26 protein-coding genes and 1 tRNA gene are annotated in these 26,666 nt (G+C 61.0%); 13 read left to right on the forward strand and 14 right to left on the reverse strand.

All coding sequences use genetic code 11. The annotated features are described in order from the left end of the window. Positions 1 to 32: 32 nt before the first annotated feature. Genes ABIB36_RS15135 through ABIB36_RS15145 form a run of 3 tightly spaced genes read right to left on the reverse strand, consistent with a single transcriptional unit; the run spans position 33 to position 1,375 of the window. Positions 33 to 212, reverse strand: a complete 180-nt coding sequence (locus tag ABIB36_RS15135; protein WP_084346541.1) for a hypothetical protein — start codon at positions 210 to 212, stop codon at positions 33 to 35. A 45-nt stretch (positions 213 to 257) separates the two neighbouring features. Then, entirely contained in the window at positions 258 to 914 is a 657-nt protein-coding gene (locus tag ABIB36_RS15140) for a helix-turn-helix transcriptional regulator (protein WP_084346540.1), read from the reverse strand. Between the two features lie 35 nt (positions 915 to 949). Further along, entirely contained in the window at positions 950 to 1,375 is a 426-nt protein-coding gene (locus tag ABIB36_RS15145; protein ID WP_354562201.1) for a group III truncated hemoglobin, read from the reverse strand. 46 nt (positions 1,376 to 1,421) lie between these two features. Here ABIB36_RS15145 and ABIB36_RS15150 point away from each other — a divergent pair, with 46 nt between their 5' ends. Both ABIB36_RS15150 and ABIB36_RS15155 read left to right on the forward strand, forming a co-directional pair. Further along, a complete protein-coding gene (locus ABIB36_RS15150; protein WP_354562203.1) occupies positions 1,422 to 2,360 on the forward strand; it encodes a cupin domain-containing protein in 939 nt (312 codons plus the stop codon). 6 nt (positions 2,361 to 2,366) lie between these two features. Continuing rightward, a complete protein-coding gene (locus ABIB36_RS15155; RefSeq protein WP_354562206.1) occupies positions 2,367 to 2,858 on the forward strand; it encodes a hypothetical protein in 492 nt (163 codons plus the stop codon). A gap of 92 nt (positions 2,859 to 2,950) precedes the next feature. On the opposite strand, the gene ABIB36_RS15160 is transcribed toward ABIB36_RS15155, so the two are convergent. Next, a tRNA-Leu gene (locus ABIB36_RS15160) sits at positions 2,951 to 3,027 on the reverse strand. 117 nt (positions 3,028 to 3,144) lie between these two features. Between ABIB36_RS15160 and ABIB36_RS15165 the strand changes: the two genes are divergently transcribed. From ABIB36_RS15165 to ABIB36_RS15175, 3 genes are all read left to right on the forward strand, one after another. Further along, on the forward strand, positions 3,145 to 3,756 hold the full coding sequence (locus ABIB36_RS15165) for an ANTAR domain-containing response regulator (RefSeq protein WP_084346537.1): 612 nt from the start codon (positions 3,145 to 3,147) through the stop codon (positions 3,754 to 3,756). A gap of 194 nt (positions 3,757 to 3,950) precedes the next feature. Next, positions 3,951 to 5,285: an ABC transporter substrate-binding protein gene (locus ABIB36_RS15170; RefSeq protein WP_354562208.1), complete on the forward strand. Its 1,335-nt coding sequence runs from the start codon at positions 3,951 to 3,953 to the stop codon at positions 5,283 to 5,285. A gap of 212 nt (positions 5,286 to 5,497) precedes the next feature. Continuing rightward, entirely contained in the window at positions 5,498 to 5,917 is a 420-nt protein-coding gene (locus ABIB36_RS15175; protein WP_354562211.1) for a rhodanese-like domain-containing protein, read from the forward strand. Between the two features lie 129 nt (positions 5,918 to 6,046). On the opposite strand, the gene ABIB36_RS15180 is transcribed toward ABIB36_RS15175, so the two are convergent. Genes ABIB36_RS15180 through ABIB36_RS15195 form a run of 4 tightly spaced genes read right to left on the reverse strand, consistent with a single transcriptional unit; the run spans position 6,047 to position 10,205 of the window. Then, positions 6,047 to 6,853 carry an ABC transporter ATP-binding protein gene (locus tag ABIB36_RS15180; RefSeq protein ID WP_084346535.1) on the reverse strand — a complete coding sequence of 269 codons (807 nt, stop codon included), beginning with the start codon at positions 6,851 to 6,853 and terminating at the stop codon, positions 6,047 to 6,049. After that, complete coding sequence (locus ABIB36_RS15185) at positions 6,850 to 7,911, reverse strand: ABC transporter ATP-binding protein (protein ID WP_084346534.1); 1,062 nt, start codon at positions 7,909 to 7,911, stop codon at positions 6,850 to 6,852. Before ABIB36_RS15185 ends, ABIB36_RS15180 begins: the two co-directional genes overlap by 4 nt. Beyond that, a complete protein-coding gene (locus ABIB36_RS15190; protein ID WP_084346533.1) occupies positions 7,904 to 8,893 on the reverse strand; it encodes a branched-chain amino acid ABC transporter permease in 990 nt (329 codons plus the stop codon). Before ABIB36_RS15190 ends, ABIB36_RS15185 begins: the two co-directional genes overlap by 8 nt. Before the next feature lie 4 nt (positions 8,894 to 8,897). After that, entirely contained in the window at positions 8,898 to 10,205 is a 1,308-nt protein-coding gene (locus tag ABIB36_RS15195; RefSeq protein ID WP_084346742.1) for a branched-chain amino acid ABC transporter permease, read from the reverse strand. A 284-nt stretch (positions 10,206 to 10,489) separates the two neighbouring features. Between ABIB36_RS15195 and polA the strand changes: the two genes are divergently transcribed. Beyond that, positions 10,490 to 13,222, forward strand: a complete 2,733-nt coding sequence (gene polA / locus ABIB36_RS15200; protein WP_373270531.1) for a DNA polymerase I — start codon at positions 10,490 to 10,492, stop codon at positions 13,220 to 13,222. 73 nt (positions 13,223 to 13,295) lie between these two features. On the opposite strand, the gene trxA is transcribed toward polA, so the two are convergent. From trxA to ABIB36_RS15215, 3 genes are all read right to left on the reverse strand, one after another. Next, a complete protein-coding gene (gene trxA, locus ABIB36_RS15205; protein WP_084346531.1) occupies positions 13,296 to 13,673 on the reverse strand; it encodes a thioredoxin in 378 nt (125 codons plus the stop codon). A gap of 92 nt (positions 13,674 to 13,765) precedes the next feature. Beyond that, on the reverse strand, positions 13,766 to 14,764 hold the full coding sequence (locus ABIB36_RS15210; RefSeq protein ID WP_354562217.1) for a helix-turn-helix domain-containing protein: 999 nt from the start codon (positions 14,762 to 14,764) through the stop codon (positions 13,766 to 13,768). Between the two features lie 186 nt (positions 14,765 to 14,950). Continuing rightward, positions 14,951 to 15,475: a 2'-5' RNA ligase family protein gene (locus ABIB36_RS15215; protein ID WP_084346529.1), complete on the reverse strand. Its 525-nt coding sequence runs from the start codon at positions 15,473 to 15,475 to the stop codon at positions 14,951 to 14,953. Between the two features lie 20 nt (positions 15,476 to 15,495). Between ABIB36_RS15215 and ABIB36_RS15220 the strand changes: the two genes are divergently transcribed. From ABIB36_RS15220 to ABIB36_RS15235, 4 genes are all read left to right on the forward strand, one after another. After that, a complete protein-coding gene (locus ABIB36_RS15220; protein WP_354562220.1) occupies positions 15,496 to 16,584 on the forward strand; it encodes an isocitrate/isopropylmalate dehydrogenase family protein in 1,089 nt (362 codons plus the stop codon). 165 nt (positions 16,585 to 16,749) lie between these two features. Continuing rightward, a complete protein-coding gene (locus ABIB36_RS15225) occupies positions 16,750 to 17,664 on the forward strand; it encodes an ABC transporter substrate-binding protein (RefSeq protein WP_354562222.1) in 915 nt (304 codons plus the stop codon). A gap of 40 nt (positions 17,665 to 17,704) precedes the next feature. Beyond that, positions 17,705 to 18,673 carry an amino acid ABC transporter permease gene (locus ABIB36_RS15230; RefSeq protein WP_354562224.1) on the forward strand — a complete coding sequence of 323 codons (969 nt, stop codon included), beginning with the start codon at positions 17,705 to 17,707 and terminating at the stop codon, positions 18,671 to 18,673. 5 nt (positions 18,674 to 18,678) lie between these two features. Then, positions 18,679 to 19,431, forward strand: coding sequence for an amino acid ABC transporter ATP-binding protein (locus tag ABIB36_RS15235; RefSeq protein WP_354562295.1), 753 nt, complete (start codon positions 18,679 to 18,681; stop codon positions 19,429 to 19,431). Here ABIB36_RS15235 and ABIB36_RS15240 read toward each other — a convergent pair. Continuing rightward, the gene (locus tag ABIB36_RS15240) at positions 19,428 to 20,285 is read right to left on the reverse strand and encodes a methyltransferase domain-containing protein (protein WP_354562226.1); all 858 of its coding nucleotides are present in this window, start codon (positions 20,283 to 20,285) and stop codon (positions 19,428 to 19,430) included. The two genes, ABIB36_RS15235 and ABIB36_RS15240, sit on opposite strands and share 4 nt — an antisense overlap. A 281-nt stretch (positions 20,286 to 20,566) precedes the next feature. Here ABIB36_RS15240 and rpsA point away from each other — a divergent pair, with 281 nt between their 5' ends. Continuing rightward, positions 20,567 to 22,045, forward strand: coding sequence for a 30S ribosomal protein S1 (rpsA, locus tag ABIB36_RS15245; protein ID WP_084346524.1), 1,479 nt, complete (start codon positions 20,567 to 20,569; stop codon positions 22,043 to 22,045). A gap of 176 nt (positions 22,046 to 22,221) precedes the next feature. On the opposite strand, the gene ABIB36_RS15250 is transcribed toward rpsA, so the two are convergent. Next, positions 22,222 to 22,431: a hypothetical protein gene (locus ABIB36_RS15250; protein WP_354562228.1), complete on the reverse strand. Its 210-nt coding sequence runs from the start codon at positions 22,429 to 22,431 to the stop codon at positions 22,222 to 22,224. Positions 22,432 to 22,562: 131 nt separating this feature from the next. On the opposite strand from ABIB36_RS15250, the gene coaE reads away from it, so the two are divergent. Further along, a complete protein-coding gene (gene coaE, locus ABIB36_RS15255; RefSeq protein WP_354562298.1) occupies positions 22,563 to 23,780 on the forward strand; it encodes a dephospho-CoA kinase in 1,218 nt (405 codons plus the stop codon). Here the strand turns inward: coaE and ABIB36_RS15260 are convergent. Then, a complete protein-coding gene (locus tag ABIB36_RS15260) occupies positions 23,777 to 24,289 on the reverse strand; it encodes a ribonuclease FAU-1 family protein (protein ID WP_354562300.1) in 513 nt (170 codons plus the stop codon). The two genes, coaE and ABIB36_RS15260, sit on opposite strands and share 4 nt — an antisense overlap. Before the next feature lie 127 nt (positions 24,290 to 24,416). Between ABIB36_RS15260 and uvrB the strand changes: the two genes are divergently transcribed. Continuing rightward, a complete protein-coding gene (uvrB, locus tag ABIB36_RS15265) occupies positions 24,417 to 26,579 on the forward strand; it encodes an excinuclease ABC subunit UvrB (RefSeq protein WP_354562231.1) in 2,163 nt (720 codons plus the stop codon). Positions 26,580 to 26,666: the final 87 nt, after the last annotated feature.

Raw genomic sequence — 26,666 nt, forward strand, 5'->3', positions numbered from 1 at the left:
AACAAAGGCGCGCTCGACGAACCTGAGCTCGGTCAGTCGGTCATCGGGCGGTCGACATATCCGGTGGTGTGCTGTGTGTCCGCACTGCACTGGTAGTAGACCCACTTGGCGTCCGAGGTGCCGGCGGGATCACCGAACCGGTGAGTGACACGCTCCGCACATAATGTGCCTGCGCCTCTGTCATGGCAACGAAGATTGCTAGGTATGTACATGGCCCCACCATAGGCCCTATCCGCAAGGCCGTTTACCAGGAGTTTTTAGGTATGGCTTATTCGTCTCGTCCCTGTGATCACGCATAAGTCGGGTTGCACGAAGGGGAGTAGCGCGACATTCGGGCTGGTGTCCTCTTCGATCTCGAGGATTCGTTCGATCAGGCCGCGGTGCACCGAGCACACCACTTGTGGATGCGCCACCGCCGAGTCGCGAAACGGACAGGCTCGCAATTCGATCGTTCCCTGGGCATCGGTGTGTGGGTCGAAGCCGAGTTGGTCGAGGACGGTCAGCAGCTCGACTCTGTTCGTTCCGGCCATCGTGTTCTGGGCAATGATGTCGTCTGCCCACTGCCTTCCTGCGTCTTCCGCACTCGCGCGGCCACCGTCGTCGTGGGTCGCCAACGCCTCGGCCAGTACGTCGATGAGTTGTACTTGCGAAGTCTCGCTCCGCACCACTGGCGTGGCAGTGTAGAAAGTTCGGGGCCGTCCGCGACGCTTCTCCGAGATCGGCTGGCGCCGAACCATTCCAGAGCCTTCGAGATGGTCGAGATGAAACCGAACAGTGGTGAGATGCAGGTCGATTCTGGTGGCTATGCTCAGCGCGTCGAGTGGATCGCGAGACTCGACGAGCATGTCGAGTATCTGCCGCCGCGTTTCGGATGCGAGCGCGGCGTGATGGGCATTGTCGCTCCGATCAGCCATTGTTTGAAAGTATCACTATCCGCTAAATTCAGACATCACAGACCCGCTTGGACGCTGCGCGTACTCACGGATTCGTTCTCGCGACGTGAACTCGCGTGAAGCCGTCGATGAATCGAGTAGGCGATCCGGCGCGCCTGGGTCTTGGCTGCCTCGGCCTTCTGTCCGGCGAAGCTCTCGTCTACGTTGGCGACCCAGATTTCGAGCCACCGGTCGAAGTGTTCCTGCTCCAGTGGGAACTTATCGTTCAGTGCGACGTGGAGTTGGAACGCGTTGCGCTTGTACTTGCCTACGCGAAACAGCACTGTTTCCCAGAAGTCGCACATGATCGGCAGGTGATGGCTTAGATCCATGACCGCGATCTCGGTGAATATCGGACCGATCAACGGGTCGGCGAATGCTCGTTCGTAGAAGTCGCCGACCATGGTCTCGACGTCGTGCCGGTCTCTCAAGTCTCGCATCATGCTATCGATCCTAGTTGATTAAAAAGCATTGTGATACTTTCTATTCATGGAAGCGGCAACTCACACGTTGGTAACCAAAAATACCGATGACGCGCAGCACGTGCGTCCGGTCGAGAAGGGCAAGGTCAAGACTCGCCGTGTCTTCAAGGGGCCGGGAGTGACGATGATTCGTTTGACCATCGATTCCGGTGCCGTGATGACCGAGCACACTGCGGCGGTACCCATTGTGTTGCAGTCTATTTCAGGAAATGCCGTGATCGAGGTCGGCGGCGAACGGATCGACATGTCGGCCGGGGCGATAGTTCATGTCGATGCGCGCGTTCCGCACTCTGTCGAAGCGATCACCCCAGCTCACCTACTGCTCTTCTTGCTCGAACGGGCTCCGTCCGAGAAGGCGAAGACGCCAGAAGCCATCCAGGAGCCGGCGCGATCCGATGTGGTCCTCGCCAGCACCGGCGCCGATGCCGCCGCTATCGAGGCAGTCCTGAATCGGCACGCTGAAGTATCCGGCGCGCTTTCCGGCTACGCGACGCGTGTGATCGACGCCGCGAGTGCGGGGGATGAGGGCTTGGCCGTCGGGACGCGTATCGAACTCCTCGCGTGGTGCAGCGGTCCGTTGGCCGATCTCCTCGACGCCGAGGCAGCAGATTTCGGTCGGGCTTTGCGCGAGATCGACGAGGCATTGGCAGATCGAGTCGTCCACGAGCGCGACGCGGTCGTTGCATCGAGCCTCCGAGTAGCGGAAGCACAGTCCGCCGTCGAGGGCGCTGCCGAGGTCGCGGGTCTGCGGGTGTACCTCGGCCAGTACCTGCGTACCTATGAAAGTCGCGCGCTGCCTGCTCTCGCGCAGTCGAAAGCGGCATCCTTGGCAGCTCTGTGGGCGAAGGTCGAAGCCAAGACGTCGACTGTCGCTGCAGGAGTGGACCATGCGGCAACCGATCATGTCTGTGAATGCGGGGTCGTGGACGAGCCGGCGACCGCCTGACTACGGATGAAGGTAGACGCCCTACGCGTCACTTACGTTCTGGGCGTGTGCTTCGTCATCACCGGTGGGCTCGTCGCTGCGGTGACGGGCCCACTGGACCTCGAGCGAGGAAGTTGGCTCGCGGCTTACTCGGTATTGGTGTGTGGTGTCGCACAATGCGCACTAGCGGTCGGCCACACGGTCACCGGCGCCCCCGCTCCGACATCACAGCTGTCATGGATTCGGCTGGCCGGCTGGAATCTGGGCAATCTGTTGGTGATTGTCGGTGCGCTACTACGGGTTCCGATCCTCGTCGATATCGGGGCGGTCCCGTTGGTGATCGCATTGGTACTCAGTCTTCGATCGACCCGGCACGCTGGCCGGCGGACGCCCGCGATGGGATATCGACTGGTACTTCTCGTACTGATCGTGAGCATTCCGATCGGAGTGACTCTGAGTCACGCTCGGGCCGCAACGGCGCCCGCCGAACCCGCTCATGGCACGATCGAATCCTGGTAAGCGGAAGGGCAACCGATGCTGCGAAAGGCGCCGAGCGAAACACGACACCCTGGCGGGTGTCGGTTCACAGTGAATCTTTGACCTGTACTACGTGGTGCCCTCGGTGAGACTCGAACTCACACTGGACGGGTTTTGAATCCGTTTCCTCTGCCAATTGGGATACGAGGGCTGGCATCTTCAAGCAACGATTGACGAGTCTAGAAGATGCGCCGCGGGGGTGTTGCACCGGTACCCTTCAAAGGCTCGAGCACTGATGGGCGATGACTGTCGAAGGAGACTGGTACGTATGAATGCTCCTGTTGCGCAAGGTAGTGGCAAGCCCGCACTTCGTGTCGTAGTTGCCGAGGACGAATCTCTGATTCGCCTCGACCTCGTGGAAATGCTTCGCGAGGAAGGGTACGAGGTGGTGGGTGAGGCGGCCGACGGTCAACGGGCGGTGGATCTGGCCATCGAACTTCGACCCGATCTGGTGATCATGGATGTGAAGATGCCTCGTCGCGACGGCATCGACGCCGCATCGGAAATTGCCGAGAAGCGGATCGCACCTGTGGTGATCCTGACCGCATTCAGTCAGCGAGAACTCGTTGAGAAGGCGCGCGATGCGGGTGCCATGGCTTATCTGGTGAAGCCGTTCTCGAAGGCGGACCTGATACCGGCCGTCGAACTTGCGGCCAGTCGATACACGGAGATCTCGTCGCTGGAGAGCGAGATCGTCGATCTGCAGGAGCGACTCGAGACGCGGAAGCTGATCGAGCGCGCGAAAGGCAAGTTGATGGAGTCTCAGTCGCTGACCGAGCCTGCGGCGTTCAAGTGGATTCAGCACGCAGCGATGGACCGTCGAACGACGATGAAAGCCGTGGCACTCATCATCATCGAGACTCTGGACAACACTGCGTAAGCGAGGGTTTTCGGCTTCGGTGGAGGGCTCAGGCTACAGCCACGTAAAACTTTTGCCCATCAGGTCACAGTAAGGTCACGAGCCTCGTTCTCGCTGATCGCAAATCGCCTCGGACAGCTACCGTCTGATCCACACAAGAGCCTCATACGACTCAGGTGTGCTTCATAGCGATGAGCAAACCAAGGAGACCCTAGATGGCAAAACGGACCTACGTCCGCACGGCTGCGGTGTTGGGTGCTGCATCATTGGCACTGTTCGGATGTTCCTCGAACGACGATTCGAATTCGAGTGACAGCACCAGCGCCGCCGGCGGAAGCTCGGCAGCAGAAGAGACGGTCTCGACCGACTGCACGCCCGAAATGGCCACTGCGGGCGCAACGCCTGTCACCACTCCGCTTGTCGTGGGAACTCTGCTCCCCGAGACCGGAACTCTCGCGTTCCTCGGGCCGCCTGAGGTTGCAGGTGTCCAACTCGCCATCAACGACGTGAACGAGGCCGGTGGCGTACTCGCCCAGCCCGTCCAGCTCATTCCCGGCGACTCGGGTGACACGACCACCGATACCGCGACGACGACCGTCGACCGCCTGCTCGCCGGTGGCTCCGACGTCATCATCGGTGCAGCGTCGTCCTCGGTGTCTCTCAAGGTCATCGACAAGATCGCCAGTGCAGGCGTCGTCCAGTTCTCGCCGGCCAATACCTCCGATCAGTTCGTTTGCTATGCCGACAAGGGGCAGTACTTCCGTACCGCACCGACCGACGTGCTGCAGGCACAGGCGCTCTCGAAGCTCATCGCCGAGGACGGCGCACAGCGCGTGTCCATTCTCGCGCTGAACGATCCCTACGGAACGGGCCTCGCCAGCAACACCGTCGATAATCTCGAGGCGGCAGGCATTCCGTCGGATCAGATTCAGAAGATCATCTACGATCCCAACGCACAGTCGTTCAACGCCGAGGTGGACGACGTCAAGACGTTCGCACCCGATGCCGTCGCGATTATCGGCTTCGAGGAATCGGCGAAGATCATCACCCGTATGCACGAGGTCGGCATCGGACCGTCCGACGGAATGGCTGTCTTCGGCGTCGACGGCAACATGGGTAACGCACTCGGCGAATCCGTGGCAAAGCCGTTGCTGGACACGATGAGAGGTACGACGCCACTCACCGACGTCGGCCCGGCATTCCAGGACCGACTCAAGGCCATCAACCCGGCCCTGGTGGACTTCAACTACGCGGGCGAGTCCTACGACGCGGTGGTGATTTCAGCGCTGGCAGCCGAGGCCGCAAAGTCGACCGCAGGTACCGATATCGCGGCGAACATCAACGCAGTCACCAAGGGCGGCGAGAAGTGCACGACCTATGCTCAGTGTCTTCCGCTGGCAAAGGCCGGAACCGACCTCGACTACGACGGAATCACCGGTGCGCTGAACTTCACCGACGGCGGCGAACCCGCCACCGGTTCCTACGGCAACCTGGTCTTCGGGCCGGACAACACACTGACCACAGATGGATTCATCGTCGTTGGCGAGTGATCGACTGATTCAACTAGGGAGCCCCGTTCTGCTCGGCAGAACGGGGCTCCCGTTGTTGTGCCAACAGCATTCTGTGGCGCGCAGATGTGAGAGCTACGCGGAACTGGCAGGTACGTCAGGGGCTCTGTGTTGCAGGAGCTTTCGGCCCTGCTCGTGGGGACTCGGGAACACAGTCGCGCGTGCCGGACGCTATTACTGAGGGGGAGTATGCGATGGATCAGTTGGCGTTCTATCAGCAGAAGCTGGAGTACGAGATCGATTCGTGGGATCTGTACGCGGCATTGCAGTCTCAGGGGGAGCTGGGTACCGATGTCGTCGTGGTGGACGGGCGCAGCACGGTTGCGTATGACCGGGAGCATATTCCTGGTGCCGTGAGTATTCCGCATAAGACTATTTCGCAGGAGTCCCTAACGGGTTTCGACAGGGCGCCACTCTATGTGACGTATTGCGATGGGATCGGCTGCAATGCTTCCACCAAGACTGCGATGAAGTTGGTGAGTCTCGGCTTTCGGGTGAAGGAGATGCTCGGCGGGTTGGATTGGTGGAAGCGTGATGGTTACGCGACAGAGGGGCAGGATGGTCGGCCTGGGGTCGAGGTACCAGCGTGCGGGTGCGATGGCGAGGCCGGCTGACGACAGGCCCGGAGCTGGCTTTGTCGATGACGACCAAGGATGTCGACGGGTTCTCCGAAAGCGAGGAATCGCGCAGACGCCGACACGGAAACAACCGTGTCGGCGTCCTGCGTAGCGTGCGAGGTGCGGTTACTTCTCCTTGCTTCCTGCCAACGTTCCGAGGTACAGCTCGATCACCTTCGGGTCGTTCATCAGATTGGTCCCGGTGTCGGTGTAGGCATTTCGGCCCTGATCGAGGACATAGCCTCGGTCGCAGATCTGAAGACACCGACGCGCGTTCTGCTCGACCATGATGATCGAGACGCCTGCCGCATTGATCTTCTTGCAGCGAATGAACACTTCGTCCTGGAACATCGGCGACAGGCCCGCCGACGGCTCGTCGAGCAGCAGCACCGACGGTTCCATCATGAGCGCGCGACCCATCGCGACCATCTGGCGTTCACCGCCGGACAGTGCGCCCGCCTTGACCCTTTTGCGCTCACCCAGGAGTGGGAAGAGTTCGCTGACGAACTCGAAGCGCTCAGCGAACTTCTTGGGACGCAAATAGATTCCCATTTCGAGATTCTCTTCGATGGTCAGCGACGGGAAGACGTTCTGCGTCTGCGGGACGTATCCGACGCCTTTCGTCACCAGCACGTGCGCTTCGGCCGAAGTGATGTTGTCACCGCGCAGCTTGACCGAACCTTCGCGCACGGGAATCAGCCCGAACAGAGTCTTCAGAAGTGTCGACTTACCTGCCCCGTTGGGGCCGATGATGCCGACGATCTCACCGTCGCGAAGGAAGAAGTTGCAGTCACTGAGGATGTTGACGCCGGGAATGTATCCCGCAACCAAATTGTCGGCTCGCAGTAGCGCGCCTTCGGCCAGCCGAGCATGCTCTGCCGGGGTCGCGGCAAATTCTGCGGCGGTCAACTTTTGTGTACCGGGTTCGCTCATTTGTCGTCTTCTCCCTTGGCAGGCCTGTCAGCCGCAGCAGAGCCTCTAACGACGTCCGGAGCGAAAAATTCGGGTTCCGACAGGTCACCGCCGGCCTCGAGCTCTTCGGCCTCTGCCTGCGCGAGTGCTTCGGCCAGTTCGGCGGTCGCACCGACGGGGTTGCCGTTCTCGTCGAATTCCAGCGCCTGGTCGTGGTGACTTCCCAGGTACGCGTCGACGACAGCGCCATTGTTCGACAGTTCCTCGGGCGTGGATTCGGCGATGACACTGCCCTGTGCCATAACGACGACCCAGTCGCTGATATCTCGGATGACGTCCATATCGTGTTCGACGAACACCACGGTCATTCCGTCGTCGCGCAGTGATTTGATATGCCCCAACAGGCTTTGTGTGAGAGCAGGATTGACGCCTGCCATCGGCTCGTCGAGCATCACCACAGCCGGGTCGGTCATGAGCGCACGGGCCATTTCGAGCAGTTTGCGCTGCCCGCCCGACAATGAGCCGGCGAGATCGTCTGCCTTGGCGTCGAGCTTGAATCGAGCCAAGAGATCGTAGGCGCGTTCGGTGATCTCCCGTTCCTGGGCTTTCCACGTCCATGGCATGAACGTGTTGAGTATGCGTTCGCCCTTCTGCCCGGTGGCGCCGAGGCGGACATTGTCCAGGACAGTGAGCTTCGAGAGTGCTTTCGTCAGCTGAAAGGTGCGCACGACGCCTTTGCGGGCAACCTGATGCGGATGCATCTTCCCGAGTGACTGGCCATCCATCGACCAGGTGCCGGTGTCGGGTCGATCGAAACCGGTCAGCAGATTGAACAGCGTGGTTTTGCCTGCGCCGTTCGGTCCGATGAGTCCGGTGATGCAGCCGCGCTGAATCTCGAGGTGGGCAACGTCGACCGCTTTGAGCCCGCCGAACGTCCGTGAGACGCCGTCGACGACCAGGGTTGGGTCGGGCTTCGGTGCGCCGGGAGTGCTCGGTACGCCTGCGAACAGTGCTCTTCGCTCTTCGGAGCTGAGAGCTTTGGCAGCGCGTGCGGCCAAAGCCGATGAGGTGTCAGGCATTGAGTTGGACCTCCCGCTTGTTCCCGAGAATACCCTGGGGTCTGAAGACCATCAGAACAGCGATCAGGATCCCCAACAGTACGAATCGAGTCGCACCGACCTGCTGCTCACTGAGGTCCAGCAGGGGATCGGGGCCGGTGATCGCCTGGCGAAGGATGGCGTCGGGGATCGATAGTAGGAACCAGAACAACATGGCACCGAGCACCGGTCCGAACACCGTCGCGGCACCGCCGAGAATCAGAGCTCCGAATGCGAAGAAGGTCTGCGCGGTGGAGTAGAAGTCCGGGTTGATGGATTTGGTCTGCAGTGCGTTGAACACGCCGCCCATGCCGCCGATGACACCGCCCATGACAAGGGCCTGCATCTTGTAGACGAACACGTTCTTACCCAGCGATCGCGCAGCGTCCTCGTCCTCGCGCACAGCCTTGAGGACGCGGCCCCACGGGCTGTGTGTGAGCAGGTACACGAAGCCACAGAGAACGAGTACGAGTGTCCAACCCACCACCATCGACCATAGGTCGTCGCCATAGAATTTGACGCCCAGGAACGAGTACTGCTTCCCCGAGTCGAAGGGACTCAGCGACGTGAACGGATCAGCGAAACCGAACAGTCCGTTGGTCGATGCGGTCACCGAATCCGTTGCGGTCGAGCGGAAGACGAGTCTGAGTATCTCCGAGGCCGCGATCGTGACGATAGCCAGATAGTCAGCCCGCAGCCGGAGCGTCGGGATGCCGAGGACGAGCGCGAGCAGTCCGGCCGCACCGAGACCGACGAGGATACCGACCCACAACGGCTGCTGATAGGTGACCGTCATGATGCCGACGCCGTATCCGCCGAGCAGGGCGAACCCGATCTGGCCGAAGTTGAGTAGTCCCGCATAACCGAAGTGCAGGTTCAAGCCGATGGCGAGTAATGCGTAGAAGATTGCGGACGGACCGATCAGCTGCGCGAGTGAAACTTGAAGAGCTGCAAGAATATCCATCGATTCACCCGATCCTTTGCCGCGAGCCGAGTATGCCCTGAGGTCTGACGACGAGGATGAGAATCAAGACGAGCAGGCCTCCGATGTATTTGAGATCGGGATTGATGAACATCGTCGACCACTGCACGAGCAGCCCCACGATCACGCAGCCGAGGAGCGCTCCGTATGCAGTTCCGAGCCCGCCGAGGGTGATGCCGGCGAACATGAGGAGTAGCAGCTTGAAGCCCATCTCCCATTGCACGCGACCGCCGAGTTCGGACAGTCCGAACAGGACGCCACCGAGAGCAGCGAGCCCGCCGCCCATGCACCAGACGAATGTCACGACGCGTTCGACATTGATGCCCGACGACGCCGCAAGGTCACGGTTGTCCGCGACGGCGCGCATCGCTTTGCCGATCCGCGTGCGTTGCAACATGAGCGCGACGCCGACGAGCACGACGATGCTGATGATGATGCACGCCAGATTGACGTTGGTGATGGCGAACGGACCCCACTCGTTCTGGGTCTGAGCCTGGTAGTCGTCGAAGGGCTCGGCGCGGTCGGAGAAGAAGATGAGGATCAGGTACCGCAGTGCGATCGCAAGGCCGATGGACACCACCAGTTGTGCGATCAGCCCGGTCTTGCGTTTTCGCAGTGGTCTCCAGATGGCCGCGTTGTTGAGCCATCCGATGGCGACGCCGACGATGACGGCCAGGATCGTGGCATAGATCAGTTGAATACCCATGCTGACGTTGAACACCCAGGCAGCTACAGCCCCGAGAGTGACCAGTTCACCGTGCGCGAAGTTGGTCAGGCCGGTGGTGCCGAAGATCAAACTCAGACCGACTGCAGCGAGGGCGATGACGAGACCGAAACGGAAGCCGTCGACCGTGGTCCTGATGAATTTCTCGTAGAAGGGAAGCTCATTTGAGGTGCGCGCTTCACCGAACGAAAAGATCACGGTGTTCGTGCGGCCGGCCGCAATCTCGCGCTGCACTTCGCCCTGAACGCTGACTCCGTCGGGAAGCGTCTCGGAGTCGACCTCGAAAGTGTATGACCCTGGGGATAATTCGAGAGTCCAGCGTCCACCTTTCTCGGATGTCGTTCGAGCGACCTCGTCGCCGGTCGAATCGCGCGCCAGTACGTCGACGTCGGTCAGGCGTTCGCCACCGTTGTTGAGGCTGCCGCTGACGGGAACCGCGTCGGCGGCCGGCGGTTGAGATGTCGACGACGACGGTGGGGGAGTCGGCGTCGGTTCCTGGGCCAGCGCGGTGCCGCCGAACGTCACGGCGGCTATGGATCCGAGGATCGCCAGGAGGAGGGCTTGCTTGATGAAGCGAAGCGGGGTTCGGCTGCGATGCCGAAGTCGAATCTTCCTACGGGTCCATCGAACAATTGGGGCCACGCACGTCCTCCGGACGGTTGTCGGTTGAGCCTCGAGACCTCGGCTGCTGCAATTGTGGGACTGTAACCGTTGAAAGCGCACGAAATCGGAGTCTTGAATTTCCGGAAAGTATCGTTTGTGTTTCGAACTACCCGGTCGGTGGTTCGGGCCGGGAGTCGCATCCACTGACGCGGTGTCGGAGCTTCTACTTAGACTGGTCAACCGTGAGCCCCATAACCGAGCACAGTGCAGCATCGAAACCCTCGACCGGCAGTTCCGCCGACGGTGAGCAGCCGACGCTGTTGCTGATCGACGGTCATTCCATCGCCTTTCGCGCGTTCTTCGCGCTGCCCGTGGACAACTTCAAGACCACCAGCGGCCAGACCACCAACGCGGTGTACGGGTTCACCTCCATGCTGATCAACCTGCTCCGAGACGAGAAGCCGACGCATATCGCGGCGGCATTCGATGTGTCTCGGCAAACATTCCGGGCCGAGCGGTTCCCGGCCTACAAGGCGAACCGAAGTAAGACGCCCGACGAGTTCGCCGGCCAGGTGGACATCACCAAGGACGTCCTCGGTGCCATGGGCATCCCGGTGATGGCCGAAGCCGGCTTCGAAGCTGACGACATCATCGCGACATTGGTGACTCAAGCGGAAGCACTCGGCTACCGGATCCTCGTGGTGACGGGGGACCGAGACGCGCTGCAGCTCGTCACCGACAACGTCACTGTGCTGTATCCGAAGAAGGGTGTCTCCGAGCTCACGCGGTTCACCCCGGAAGAGGTCACCACCAAGTACGGCCTCACACCGGCGCAGTACCCGGATTTCGCTGCATTGCGCGGAGACCCGAGCGACAACCTGCCTGGTATCCCCGGTGTCGGGGAGAAGACGGCCACCAAATGGATCGTCGAGTACGGCTCACTGGAAGAGCTTGTCAACAACGTCGACAAGGTCAAGGGCAAGGTGGGTGACTCGCTGCGAGCCAACCTGTCCGGTGTGGTGCTCAACCGCGAACTCACCGAGATGGTGCGTGACGTTCCACTTCCGTACACGCCGGATCAGTTGGAACTGGCGCCGTGGGATCGCGAGAAGATCCATGCGCTGTTCGACGATCTCGAGTTTCGAGTGTTGCGCGATCGGTTGTTCGACACCCTGTCCTCCACGGAGCCCGAGGCCGAGGAAGGCTTCGACGTCCGTGGAGGCACCGTGCCGGTGGGTGAGCTCGCACAGTGGCTCGCGGTTCACGCCTCCACGGGGGAGCGTCACGGCCTCTCGGTCGTCGGCCCGAGACGACCGTTCGACAGCGATGCGCTGTCGATCGCGATCGCCGCATCCGACGGCGAAGGGGGCTTCGTCGATACCAGCTCTTTGGATCCATCGGACGAGCAGGCACTGGCGGCATGGTTGGCCGATGCCGGTCAACCGAAAGCGCTCCACGAAGCAAAATGGGCAATCCACGCGTTGCGTGGTCGCGGGTGGACCCTGGGCGGCTTGACCAGCGACACTGCACTTGCCGCGTATCTTGTCCGCCCGGGTCAACGGACGTTCAACCTCGACGATCTGTCGCTGCGGTATCTCAAGCGCGAACTGCGCGTCGAGGATTCCGTCGAAGGCCAGCTTTCACTGCTCGACACCGAGGACGTCGCGGAAGCGGCCGTGGCGGAGGGCGAGATACTGCGCGCCCAAGCAATTCTGGATCTTGCTGCCGCACTGGACGACGAGTTGGCGGCGATCGAATCGAGTTCACTGCTCTCGGAGATGGAACTACCGCTGCTGTCGTTGCTCGCGGACCTCGAGGCGACCGGCATCGCTGTCGATGAAGCGCATCTCGGTGAGCTGCAGAGCCAGTTCGCCGACAAGGTGAGCGAAGCCGCCAATGCTGCCTACGAAGTCATCGGCAAGCAGATCAATCTCGGTTCCCCGAAGCAGCTGCAAGTGGTGCTGTTCGACGAACTCGAAATGCCGAAGACGAAAAAGACGAAGACCGGCTACACCACCGATGCCGATGCGCTGCAAGGGTTGTTCGAGAAAACCCAGCATCCGTTCTTGAAGTTTCTGCTCGATCACCGTGATGCGACACGCATGAAGGTCACCGTGGACGGGTTGCTCAAGTCGATCGCCGACGACGGACGAATTCACACCACGTTCAATCAGACCGTGGCAGCCACCGGCCGGTTGTCGTCCACCGACCCGAACCTGCAGAACATTCCGGTTCGAAACGAGGCTGGACGCCACATCAGAGACGGCTTCGTCGTGGGCGAGGGGTACAGCACGCTCCTGACCGCTGACTACAGTCAGATCGAGATGCGAATCATGGCCCACGTGTCCGGTGACGCCGGCCTCATCGAGGCGTTCAACACCGGTGAAGACCTGCACAGTTTCGTAGGCTCGCGCGCGTTCGGCGTGCCCATCGAGGACGTCACCCCCGAACTACGCCGACGTGTGAAGGCCATGTCCTACGGACTTGCCTACGGCCTCAGTGCTTTCGGCTTGGCCGCGCAGTTGAAGATTTCTACCGAGGAGGCCAAAGCGCAGATGGAGGCCTACTTCTCGAGGTTCGGTGGGGTTCGTGACTACCTGCGAAACGCCGTCGAAGAGGCGCGAAAGGTTGGGTACACCTCGACTCTCTACGGCCGCAGGCGCTACCTACCCGACCTCAACAGTGACAACCGCCAACGTCGTGAGGTTGCCGAGCGCGCTGCGCTCAATGCGCCGATTCAGGGAACTGCAGCGGACATCATCAAGGTGGCGATGATCGACGTGCACAACTCTTTGGCGGAATCGGGCCTCCGATCACGAATGTTGTTGCAGGTGCACGACGAACTGGTCCTCGAGGTCGTCGAATCCGAGCGGGAGCAGATCGAGCATTTGGTTCGAGACAAAATGTCCTCGGCCATCGAGCTTTCCGTTCCGCTCGAGGTGTCCGTCGGCACCGGAACGAGCTGGGACCAGGCTGCACACTAGACAGCAGCCTGCACACAGGAAACAAGAAAGCCGGTCGCGTATGCGAGCGGCTTCTTGTTCGTTCAGGCCTGAATCATTCGGCTGGGGCGTCGGCTTTCTGCTCTTCGATCTGTGCCTTCACCACGTCCATGTCGAGCGCCTTGATCTGCACCACCAGATCTTCGAGTGCTGCCGCAGGCAGTGCACCCGGCTGCGCGAACACGAGAATTCCCTCGCGGAACGCCATGATCGTGGGAATCGACTTGATGTTGGCAGCGGCGGCGAGTCCCTGCTCTGCTTCCGTGTCCACCTTGGCATGCACCACGTCTGGATGCTCCTCGGAGGACTTCTCGAATGTCGGTGCGAACTGGCGACACGGACCGCACCAGGACGCCCAGAAGTCGACGAGTACCACGTCGTTGCCTCCGACGATGTCGTCGAAGTTCTGCTGAGTCAATGTCTGTGTAGCCACGCCTGCCCTTTCGTCGGTGTTTTCGTTCTCTAGAGTCCCTCAACGCACCACTAGGCCGAAAGCTTCCCGACCCTGCAGGCTGCGCCCAGTTGTCAAGCCGGTTGCGGTGACGCGCGGAAGGTTCGCCGATAAGAATTGGGTGTCGTGCACCGCACACGCACGAAATGCTGACGCATCACCGCTGCGTTGCCGAACCCGACGCGTTCGGAGATGACGTCCATCGACAGATCCGAATCTTCGAGTAGGTGCTGAGCCGCCAGAACACGTTGGTCGTTCAGCCACCGGGCGGGAGTGGTCCCGGTCTCGGCTTGAAACCGGCGCGCAAAAGTCCGGGCGGACATGTTGACCCGCGCCGACAGCTTCTGCACCGATAGGTCGTCGCCGAGGTTCTCCGTCATCCAGTCCAGAAGCGGAGCAAGCGTCTCGATTTCGGTGGTGGGCAGCGGAGTGGTGACGAACTGGGCCTGCCCGCCGTCACGGTGCGGTGGCACGACCATGCGGCGAGCTATCCCGTTGGCAACCTTGCTGCCCTGCTCTTTGCGAACGATGTGCAGGCACAAGTCGATTCCGGCTGCGGTGCCTGCGCTGGTGAAAACATTGCCGTCGCCCACATAGAGAACGTCCCGGTCGACCTCGGCAAGCGGATACTCGGCGGCAAGCCTGGCCGAGTTGCGCCAATGCGTCGTACATCTTCGTCCGTCGAGAAGCCCAGCTTTGCCGAGCACGAATGCGCCGTTGCACAGGCTGGCGACGCCGGCGCCGCGTGCAACCGCGGCGCGCAACTTGACGAGCAGCGGCTCGATCGAGGCGTCGTACTCGCTGGTGCACAGGTAGCTGCCGTCCTCCGAGGAGTATGTGCCTCCAGCCGGAACGACGATCAGATCGGCCTCGTCGAGCTGTGACAGGTCATAGGGGACGTCGATGGTGAAGCCGAAACGGGTCCGGATGGGTTCGGCTACACCGGCGATGATCGAGAAGTCGTAAGTAGGTAGACCCTCGTCGGATCTGTCGAAACCGAAGACCTCGCATGCCACTCCGAGTTCGAACTGCTCGGTCAGCGGCAGGAGTGGCACGACTACTCGTTTCAGCACGAAACCAAGTATGGCAGAAAACCGAGGTAACGTGTCATAACCGCCACTGTTGCGCGATATCACCTGGCAGCAGGCTTGCCACATGACCATTGCACTGCTCATCCTGGCTGTTCTGACGGTGATCCACGGGGCGATATCCCTCGGATACTCTCCCGATACACACCGGGAGGAGAGCCAATTCGGTGACTACCGGTTCTGACGGACGATCCATTCGCGCTTGTCTTCGCCGTCCCACCGTCTCAACGCCGACGTGGTGCCGACGAGATCGGGTTGCGCAGAGTCGAGACGGAGCAGAGCCTCGGCCAGTTCGACGCGAGTCATGCGTCGTGCGAGTGTGACGTGCGGAGTCCACTTTCCCGGTGCGGTATGCGAACGAGAACCGTCCGCGTCGCCTACCACATCGGATACGCGCGCGTGGAGATCGATGAGTCTCCTCGACGGCACGACCAGTCGAGCCAGCGTCGCGTGTCTGCCACGGAAGACCACGAATGCACCAAGTCTGACGGGCATGTCGACCAGAAGGTATTCGTCGTGCACCCGGGTGTCGAACTCGTTCATCTCGTCGGCAACCGACAACGTGATGTGTGGACGATTCGAGATGCCCTTGTGCCTGCCTTGGCTGGGTAAGTCTGCCTCGAGCAGTAGTTGCCATTCCCGTCTGACGGCAGCGTCGAGCGTGTCGTCGAGGAGCAATTCCAATGACTGGACCATAGTGAGTCATGATGTCTCACATGGCGCACGAAGACGCTCGGACACTGAGAATCGGGTCGATGCTCGGCGACGGGATCGGCCACGAGATCGTGCCTGCCGCGATGCGCGTCGTCGACGCCGCAGTGGGCGCGGAGACTTCGCTGCGGGTCGAGTGGGTCGAACTACCTCTCGGACGTGAGGCGATCGACTCGCACGGAACACCGATCCCGGACTCGACGCTCGACGAGTTGGCGACACTGGACTCGTGGATTCTCGGGCCGCACGACAGTGCGTCCTACCCTGAGCCCTTTCGTTCGCAGCTCACGCCGGGTGGTGTGGTGCGCAAGAAGTTCGATCTTTTCGCCAATATCCGTCCTGCGCGTGCATACCCGGACGTTCGGGCAATGTCACCGGAGATGGACCTCGTCATCGTCCGCGAAAACACCGAAGGCTTCTACGCCGACCGAAACATGTTCCTCGGTAGCGGGGAGTTCATGCCGACACCCGATGTCGCCCTTGCGGTCGGGGTGTTCACCCGTGCCGCCTGCGAACGGATCGCGCGCGAGGCTTTCACGTTGGCGCGCGGGCGCCGCAAGCACGTCACCATCGTGCACAAGACGAATGTTCTGTCGATGACGACGGGTCTTTTTCGCGATGCCTGCCGAACCGTCGCCGATGACTTCGCGGATGTCGTAGTAGACGAGGAGCACATCGACGCCCTGGCCGCTCATCTCGTCAGGCGGGGTGCCGATTTCGACGTGATCGTCGCTGAGAACATGTTCGGTGACATCCTTTCCGATCTTGCCGGAGAGCTGTCCGGGTCGCTGGGAATGGCGCCGTCACTCAATTCCTCTGAGACTCGAGCGATGGCCCAAGCCGCCCACGGCTCGGCCCCGGACATCGCAGGCAAGAACCGTGCGAATCCGACCGCGTTGTTTCTCTCGTCCGCGATGCTGCTCGATTGGCTCGGTGATTACAGCGGCGACAATCGGCTTCGCCGTGCCGCCAAGCGCATCCGTCACGCGGTAGAGGGCACTCTCGGCTCCGGAGTAGCTACGGCAGATCTCGGCGGCAGGGCATCGACGAGCGAGTTCACCGAGACCGTGGTCGCCAGAACCTTGCGTGTCTGAGCGACGCACAAGAGAATATGGCCGACCGGAAACGACGCCGTACGCTCGACCCCCGCGTTACTGTTCGATTACCTGCACTACATAGGTGACAGCTGTCGTCTAAGTTCGTATCTCTGGCAACATCGCACGCCGCGATGTCCTGTTTCGATTTCTGGAGGCATTCTCTTGTTTGCACGCTCGTATTCGAGGCCCGCGCGAATCATTCTGGCGCTCAGCGGCGCCGGGGCACTTCTGCTGACGGCATGCGCTCAGAACACCGAGGACGGAGGCGCTCCGGCCGCCGACGAGAAGACAGCGGTGGAGATCAGCGAGGTGGCCGAAGTTGCCGCGACGCTCCCGCAGAAGAACCAGGACTCCGGCACGTTGGTCGTCGGTGTCAACGTTCCTTACTCGCCCAACGAGTTCAAAGACGCCTCCGGCAAAATCATCGGATTCGATGTCGACCTGATGGATGCCGTGGCAGGTGTTCTGGGAGTCACCGCCCAGTACGAAGAGGCAGACTTCGATCGGATCATTCCGTCGGTGCAGGCCGGAACCTACGACTTGGGTATGTCGTCGTTCACCGACACGAAGGAACGTGAAAACTCGGTCGACTTCACGACGTACTTCAACGCCGGCACTCAGTGGGCGCAGCAGGTGGGCGGCAAGGTCGACCCCACCGACGCGTGCGGTCTCAAGGTTGCAGTTCAGACGACCACGATCCAGGACCAAGAAGAAGTTCCGGCCAAGAGCGCCGCCTGCGTAGCAGCGGGGAAGCCCGCCATCGACATTCTGAAGTTCGACAGCCAGGACGACGCGGCCAATGCTCTCGTTCTCGGACGGGTCGACGCCATGTCCGCGGACTCGCCCGTGACTGCCTACGCCATCAAGCAGACCGGTGACAAGCTCGAGGCCGCAGGTGAGGTCTTCGACTCCGCACCGTACGGCTACCCGGTTGCCAAGGGGTCGCCACTTGCCGCGTCGTTGCAGCAGGCTGTCCAGTACCTCATCGACAATGGTCAGTACCAGACGATCGCGGAGAATTGGGGCGTCGAAGCAGGCGTGATCGACGAAGCACGGATCAACGGCGCAGTCAGCTGATGTCGATATCGATCCAGGTTCGTAGGGGAGAGGTCGACGAGTGTCCACCTCTGCGGTGAATCCCTCCGAACACAGCGAGGGAGCCGATCAGGTACCCATCAAGGCTATTCCGTTGCGGCATCCGGGTAGGTGGGCGGCGGCACTGGTCGTCATTGTCTTGTTTGCGCTGTTTGCTTACGGAGCAGCGACAAATCCAGCCTTCGCTTGGGACACGTACGGTCGGTACCTGTTCGACTCGAGGATCGGCACAGGTGTCGGTTTGACGGTGCAACTCACCGTGTACTCGATGATCATCGCTGTCGTGCTGGGCGTCGTGGTGGCCGTGATGCGGTTGTCGCCGAACCCGGTTCTTCGAAGCGCCGCGTTGGTCTATCTGTGGGTCTTTCGTGGAACTCCGATCTACGTCCAGCTCGTGTTCTGGGGCCTCCTTCCGTCGATCTACAAGGAGGTGGCGCTCGGAATACCGTTCAGCGTGCAGTTCGCCACGTTCAACCTGCAGACGCTGAGTAACGCATTTGTGTTCGCAGTCATCGGCTTGGCGCTGAACGAGGCCGCCTACATGGCCGAGATCGTCCGCGCGGGTGTCAACTCCGTTGGTGAAGGACAGGTTGAGGCATCGACGGCGCTCGGGATGTCCTGGTCGCAGACGATGCGCCGAACTGTGCTGCCGCAGGCGATGCGTGTGATCATTCCGCCGACCGGCAACGAGTTGATCAGCCTGCTCAAGACCACCTCGCTCGTCGTAGCCGTCCCGTTCAGCGGTGACCTCTACGGCCGCGCACGGGATATCTCTGGCGCGAACTTCGAGCCGGTTCCGTTACTTCTGGTGGCATCGACCTGGTACCTCGTCATCACGAGTGTGCTGATGGTCGGTCAGTATTTTCTCGAGCGTCACTATTCGAAGGGTGTGTCGCGAACCTTGACGAATCGTCAACTGCAGGCTCTCGCTGATGCCCAGGGCGGCAAGCCGCTGATGGCGCCGCTTTCCTCCGAGGGTGGTGCGATGTGACTCCCATGGTCAAGGCAGATCAGGTGTGCAAGAGCTTCGGTGCGCTACGGGTTCTCAACGGGATCTCGCTCGAAGTCGACAAAGGCCAGGTCCTGTGCATGGTGGGACCTTCGGGTTCAGGGAAGTCGACATTTCTGCGGTGCATCAATCACCTCGAGCAGGTCAATGCAGGCCGTCTCTACGTGGACGACGAACTGGTCGGGTACGAGGAGAAGAACGGCAAGCTCTACGAACTCCATCCGAAGAAGGCTGCCAAACAGCGCAGCGACATCGGAATGGTCTTCCAGCATTTCAATTTGTTTCCGCATCGAACTGCGCTCGAAAACATCATCGAAGCGCCGACTCAGGTCAAGAAGATCAAGAAGAAGGACGCGACCGCACGAGCTATGGAGCTCTTGGACCGGGTTGGGCTCAGTGAGAAGTCGGGTGCGTATCCGGCTCAGCTCTCCGGTGGCCAACAGCAGCGCGTTGCCATTGCGCGGGCCCTCGCGATGGATCCGAAGCTGATGCTGTTCGACGAGCCGACCTCGGCCCTCGATCCCGAACTGGTCGGCGAGGTCCTCGGTGTGATGAAGCAACTCGCCAAGGACGGTATGACGATGATCGTCGTCACCCACGAGATGGGTTTCGCACGCGAAGTCGCCGACCAGCTCGTCTTCATGGACGCCGGAGTAGTCGTGGAAACCGGGGAGCCCCGGTCGCTGCTCGCGAACCCGCAACACGATCGCACGAAGCTGTTTCTGTCCAAGCTGCTCTAGTCGGGCTTCCTGCAGCTGAAGATAGCGGTGCCCGGAAAAAGTTGCCCACGGAGCGGACTCCACTGTCCCCACTCCTGATCGAGCCATTCGGGCCAGTCGGGCTCGATGATGTCGCGCAACTCGAGGCCTGCTGCAACGATCTCGCGGACCCGATCGCCGATCGTGCGGTGGTGCTCGGCGTACGTAGGTGTGCCCTCGCTGTCGAACTCGACATACGGCGTTCGATCGAAGTACGGAATGGATGCGGTCAACCCGGCTTCCCCCGGGTCATCCGGAAAGATCCATCGCATCGGGTGGTTGACGGCGAATACCCAGATTCCACCCGGTGCGAGAATTCGCGCGACCTCGGCCATCACGTTCGCCGAGTCGGCGACGAAGGGCACCGCCCCGAATGCAGAGCAGGCGATGTCGAAACTTTCGTCCGCGAAGGGTAAATACTCTGCGCTCGCTTGAATCAACGGCACGGTTGTACCCCCGGCGGCCATCGCGTCGAGTCCCCGAGCAAGCATCCCCGCGGAGATGTCCAGACCGACGGCATGTGCGCCGTGAGCTGCCAGCCAGCGGGCGCACGGCGCTGATCCGCAGCCCACCTCGAGGATGCGCTTGCCGGCTATCTCACCGAGGAGGTGGGCATCACCCTCGTGTAGTCCTTCCGGGCACCAGACGAACTCGCCCTGCTCGGATCCGGCACCGAGGAACTCGCCGTGAGTGCGGTGATACTCGTCCGCATCCGAATCCCACCACGAGCGGCTTGCTCGATCACTGGCCTGGGAGCTGAGCCTCCCGCGACCAGGGTGAATCGGTAACTGTGGTTCCGCCGGTGGGGTGTTTGGAGGGATCGAACTATCGGTCATCGACGACACGTTAGTCGGGTTTGCCGCAGTGTGATCATCTCGCGTACCCTGTTGGACGCGAGTGTGTACATGCTGCGGGCCAGCGCTGTTCGAGTGTCCGATTCTCGGAACCGAGAACAATGCCGGGTGCAGCGGTTCTGTAGAACCTTCTCGGGAACATTCTTGTCCGCCGTTTGTTCCACTGACTGGATCTACCGTTCAGCACTTGTTCCAACACTCGTTTCACAGTCCGACCGAACATCCATCAACCGATACCCAACCCGTCCGGAGCAACTCAACACATGCCCTCAACTACTACCTCACCGCAGGTGGCCGTAAACGATATCGGCTCCGCAGAGGATTTTCTCGCGGCGATCGACGCCACGATCAAGTACTTCAACGATGGTGACATTGTCGAAGGCACCATCGTCAAGGTCGATCGTGACGAGGTTCTGCTCGACATCGGTTACAAAACCGAAGGTGTCATTCCTTCCCGCGAGCTCTCCATCAAGCACGACGTCGACCCCAACGAGGTCGTCTCCGTGGGAGATGCGATCGAAGCACTCGTTCTCACCAAGGAGGACAAGGAAGGCCGTTTGATCCTGTCCAAGAAGCGAGCTCAGTACGAGCGCGCTTGGGGCACGATCGAAGAGCTCAAGGAGAAGGACGAGGCCGTCAAGGGCACCGTCATCGAGGTCGTCAAGGGTGGACTCATCCTCGACATCGGTCTCCGTGGCTTCCTTCCCGCCTCGCTCGTCGAGATGCGTCGTGTCCGCGACCTCCAGCCGTACGTCGGCAAGGAGATCGAGGCCAAGATCATCGAGCTCGACAAGAACCGCAACAACGTGGTCCTGTCGCGCCGCGCATGGCTCGAGCAGACTCAGTCCGAGGTTCGCAGCGAGTTCCTGCACCAGCTCCAGAAGGGGCAGGTCCGCAAGGGCGTTGTCTCCTCGATCGTCAACTTCGGTGCATTCGTGGACCTGGGCGGCGTCGACGGACTCGTGCACGTGTCCGAGCTTTCCTGGAAGCACATCGATCACCCGTCCGAGGTTGTCGAGGTCGGCACCGAGGTCACCGTCGAGGTTCTCGACGTCGACCTGGACCGCGAGCGCGTTTCTCTCTCGCTCAAGGCGACTCAGGAAGATCCGTGGCGCCAGTTCGCTCGCACACACGCGATCGGTCAGATCGTTCCCGGTAAGGTCACCAAGCTCGTTCCGTTCGGTGCGTTCGTTCGCGTCGAAGAGGGCATCGAGGGCCTCGTGCACATCTCCGAGTTGGCCGAGCGCCACGTGGAGGTTCCGGACCAGGTCGTGGGTGTCGGCGACGACGCACTCGTCAAGGTCATCGACATCGATCTCGAGCGTCGTCGTATCTCGTTGAGCCTCAAGCAGGCCAACGAGGACTACGCAGAAGAGTTCGATCCGTCCAAGTACGGCATGGCCGACTCGTACGACGAGGGTGGCAACTACATCTTCCCCGAAGGCTTCGACTCCGAGACCAACGAATGGCTCGAAGGTTACGAGAAGCAGCGTGAAGAGTGGGAAGGCCGCTACGCCGAGGCTGAGCGTCGTCACAAGATGCACACCGCTCAGATGGAGAAGACAGCCAAGGACGAAGCTGCCGAGGCTGCCAACACCAACTACTCCTCGGAGTCGGGCCAGGCCCCAGCCGAAGCAGAAGGCGATGCTCCCGCAGCATCGGCTCCGGCTTCGACCGGTGGATCGCTTGCCAGCGACGCACAGCTTGCTGCGCTGCGCGAGAAGCTGTCGGGCAACGCCTGATAGAAGTAGTCCACCCGTAAGGGTGTGAGAGTGATGCCCCGGTTCTGTACTTCAGAGCCGGGGCATTTCTTCGTCGATGGCACGGGTCGAGTTACATCAGGACCCGGGATGTGCACGCAAAAATAGACCCGATCCGTGTGGATTCGGGCCCATTTTCAAATTCGATGGGGTTTGACTCAGCCTGCGACGGCGGGACTCCACTGACCGACGCTGGACGTCCGCTTGCGCATGGTGGCGAAGCTGTGCCGAGCCGGGCTCAGCAACGTGGTGAACCAGTTTCGCCGATGGTCGGCCAACGCCAGGGCAATCTCGGGGATGAGCACGCAGTGAACACCCAAGTCCATGCCGAGACGGTGCCGACCCTGGTGGATCTGATTGCTTCGCATCGAAGGGTCCTTTTCGCTAGCAGTGGGTCGGCAAATATTTATCTCGCACGTCGAAGATAACGGACATGACGGTAAAGCTGGTGCATTTGGGGCTGGTGTGCTTCGGCGTGTTCGATGACAGACTGGACACCATGTTGAGACTCGGCCTCACCGGAGGCATCGGAGCAGGGAAGTCCACAGTGTCGAAGATTCTCGCCGGGCTCGGTGGTGTTTTGGTAGACGCCGACGTGATCGCGAGAGAAGTAGTCGAGCCAGGGACGGATGGCTTGGCGCAACTCGTCGACACCTTCGGCGAGGACATTCTCGGGCCGGACGGAGCACTCGACCGTGCTGCACTCGCGGCCAAGGCATTTCGCGACGACGAATCGCGAGGGAAGCTGAATGCGATCGTCCACCCTCTGGTGGGGCAGCGAACCTCGGAACTCGTCGAGGGCGCACCCGAGGACGCAGTGATCGTTCAGGACATTCCGCTGTTGGTCGAGGGCAAGATGGGTGCACTGTTCCATCTCGTCGCCGTGGTCTACGTCGACTCGGAGGAGCGCGTGAATCGTTTGGTCGGGCAGCGGAAGATGGTCGAGCAGGACGTCCGTGCGCGGATCGCGGCCCAGGTGACCGATGACGCGCGACGTGCCGCGGCCGACGTCTGGATAGACAACAGTGGTGCGCCCGGTGACATCGAAGATTCGGCGCGCAGCCTGTGGTTCGACCGGCTCGTACCGTTCGAACGCAACATCCGTGAGGGCACCGTTGTTACTACCCATCCGACCCTCGTGGCATCGGATCCGACATGGGAGGACCAGGCAGGAAGGTTGTCGGCCCGTATTGCTGTCGCATGTGGAAGTGCAGCCGTTCGGATCGATCACATCGGATCGAGCGCTGTTGCCGATATGGAATCCGTCGACACCATCGACATCCAGATCACGGTCACCGGCCTGGGCGTCGCCGACTCGCTGACAGAACCGTTGGGCCGGATCGGCTTTCCTCGAATCCAGCACATCGAATCGGACGATCCGAAGCCCGCGTACGGCATCGGGGGAGAAGCAGATCCCGCGGTGTGGGGCATGCGATTGCATGGAGCTGCCGATCCGGGCCGAACGGCGAACGTCTACATCAGGGTCGACGGCTGGCCGGCTCAACAGTTCGCGCTCGTATTTCGTGATTGGCTCCGCGCTGATCCTGCCGCCGCTGCAGAATACGTCGATATCAAGAGAAGAGCGGCCGCTGCCGCCGAGGGGATTACCGAAGATCAGGAAGCTGTCACCGCGTATAAGGATGCGAAGGCACCATGGTTCGATCGGGCCTACGCTCGTGCGTGGGAATGGGCCGAAAGAACCGGTTGGCAGGCCTAACGGGCAGCTTGCGGGCGCCACGTGGTCGGCATCCCGATCGATGCCAACCACGCGTCCAGGTCGTAGTCGAACCGAGCAAGTCCATCGATGGCCGTCACGGCACGGTGCATCGCAAGCTCGGCCGTTTCCGCGTCGAGGTGTTGCTCCACGCGTGCCTGCAGGAGCTCGTCCGCGTCGAGTAGGTCGAATCCGCGCCCGGTTCTCACCGTGATGTCGAGGTAATGGTCGGTCGACGTCCAGATGTGCGGCGCAGCTACGAATTCACCGATGTCGACATAGTAATTTTGATCACGTCGGTGTCCCGGTAGGTAGTGAAATATAGATGCACGTATTCCAAGGCTCGGGAGCAACCAAGACTGCAGATAGTCGAACTGGGGATGGTCGGACGGCCTGGCCATGTACAGACCCCAGGACTCGGCCCGGTACTCGTCAACGGGGCGAACGACGCCCTTGGGGTCGGTGTTCGTCGACGCGTCGAGGTCGAAGTATTCGACTTTGGGGGCGTGCACGTGCACTCGAGTAGCCTCTGCGGCGTGTCCGTCCATGACTGACCAAGTTACCTGTTCGGTTCCAATCTGCACGGTCGAACGCAGCATCGCCTCGAACGTGTCAGTGGTCGCGTCTAACCTGTAAAGCATGGCCTTTGCATCCGAACATCCCGTGGTGGCTCACTCGGACTTCCGCCACGTCGGAGACATCGAACGCACCGGGCCCGCATTCGAGGTCGTCAGTGAGTACGAGCCGGCCGGAGACCAGCCGGCCGCCATTGCCGAGCTCGAGCGCCGGATCAGGGCCGACGAGAAGGACATCGTGTTGCTCGGTGCCACCGGTACCGGTAAGTCTGCAACGACGGCTTGGCTCATCGAGAAGCTGCAACGCCCCACGTTGGTGATGGCCCCGAACAAGACCTTGGCCGCACAGCTCGCCAACGAGCTACGAGACATGCTTCCCAACAACTCGGTCGAGTATTTCGTGTCGTACTACGATTACTACCAACCCGAGGCATACATCGCTCAGACGGATACCTACATCGAGAAGGATTCCTCGGTGAACGACGACGTCGAGCGGTTACGGCACTCTGCCACGGCCAGCTTGCTCTCGCGGCGCGACGTAGTGGTTGTCGCGTCGGTTTCCTGTATCTACGGTCTGGGCACACCGCAGTCGTACGTCGATCGGTCCATCGAGCTGCAGGTAGGTGTCGAGGTTCCACGCGATGCCCTGTTGAGGCTTCTGGTGGATGTGCAGTACACCCGCAACGACATGGCCTTCACTCGTGGTTCGTTCCGGGTTCGAGGTGACACCGTCGAGATCATTCCCTCGTACGAGGAATTGGCGATTCGGATCGAGTTCTTCGGAGACGAGATCGAGGCGCTGTACTACCTGCACCCTCTGACCGGTGATGTCGTCCGTCAGGTGGACTCCGTCCGGATCTTCCCCGCCACGCACTACGTTGCTGGCCCGGAGCGTATGGAGAAGGCAGTCAAGAACATCGAGGCGGAACTCGAGGATCGGCTCGCCGAGCTGGAGGGCAAGGGCAAGCTGCTCGAAGCTCAGCGACTGCGCATGCGCACTCAGTACGACCTCGAGATGATCAAACAGGTTGGTTTCTGCTCCGGTATCGAGAACTATTCGCGGCACATCGACGGCAGAGGCCCAGGCACAGCGCCTGCGACGCTCATCGACTACTTTCCCGAGGATTTCCTCATGGTAATCGACGAGTCCCATGTGACCGTCCCTCAGATCGGCGCGATGTACGAGGGCGATATGTCCCGCAAACGCAACCTGGTCGAGTTCGGTTTTCGGTTACCGTCGGCGACGGACAACCGGCCGTTGACATGGGAAGAATTCACCCAGCGGATCGGGCAAACCGTGTACCTGTCGGCGACGCCCGGCAAGTACGAACTGGGGCAGACCGGTGGAGAGTTCGTCGAACAGGTCATTCGTCCCACCGGACTCATCGATCCCGCGGTGGTCGTCAAGCCGACCAAGGGGCAGATCGACGATCTCGTTCACGAGATTCGTATCCGTGCAGACAAGAACGAGCGCATCTTGGTCACCACATTGACGAAGAAGATGTCCGAGGACCTCACCGACTATTTGCTCGAGCTCGGCATCAGAGTCCGATACCTTCACTCCGACATCGACACTCTGCGAAGAGTGGAGTTGCTACGCCAGCTGCGGCTCGGGGAGTACGACGTTCTGGTCGGTATCAACCTCCTACGTGAGGGGCTCGATCTGCCGGAGGTGTCACTCGTATCGATTCTCGACGCGGACAAGGAAGGCTTCCTCCGTAGCGGCACCAGTTTGATCCAGACAATTGGCCGCGCAGCTCGTAATGTGTCCGGCGAAGTTCACATGTACGCGGACAAGATGACGGATTCGATGAAGTACGCCATCGAGGAAACCGATCGTCGGCGCGAGAAGCAGGTGGCATACAACAAGGAAAAAGGCGTCGATCCGCAACCACTTCGAAAGAAGATCGCGGACATCCTGGATCAGGTGTACGAGGAGGCCGACGACACCGACGAGTCGGTGGAAGTGGGTGGTTCCGGGCGTAATTCGAGTCGGGGTCGTCGTGCCCAAGGCGAGAAGGGGCGCGCCGTCAGTTCCGGCGTATACGAGGGGCAGGACGTCAAGTCGATGCCGCGGGCCGAGCTGGCAGCCCTGGTGAAGAACCTCACCGACCAGATGATGAATGCGGCTCGCGAGTTGCAGTTCGAGCTTGCAGGCAGGCTGCGGGACGAAATTCAGGACCTGAAGAAGGAATTACGCGGGATGGACGCAGCGGGTCTGAAGTAACGCGGATCCGGCCATGCCGTAGCCAACGCGCCGCGACCATGCCCTAGTAACGCGCCGCAACGAAGGGTCTGGGCGTTCGCTACGGTT

This window comes from Rhodococcus sp. UYP9 (assembly GCF_040547235.1).
Classification (GTDB): domain Bacteria; phylum Actinomycetota; class Actinomycetes; order Mycobacteriales; family Mycobacteriaceae; genus Rhodococcoides.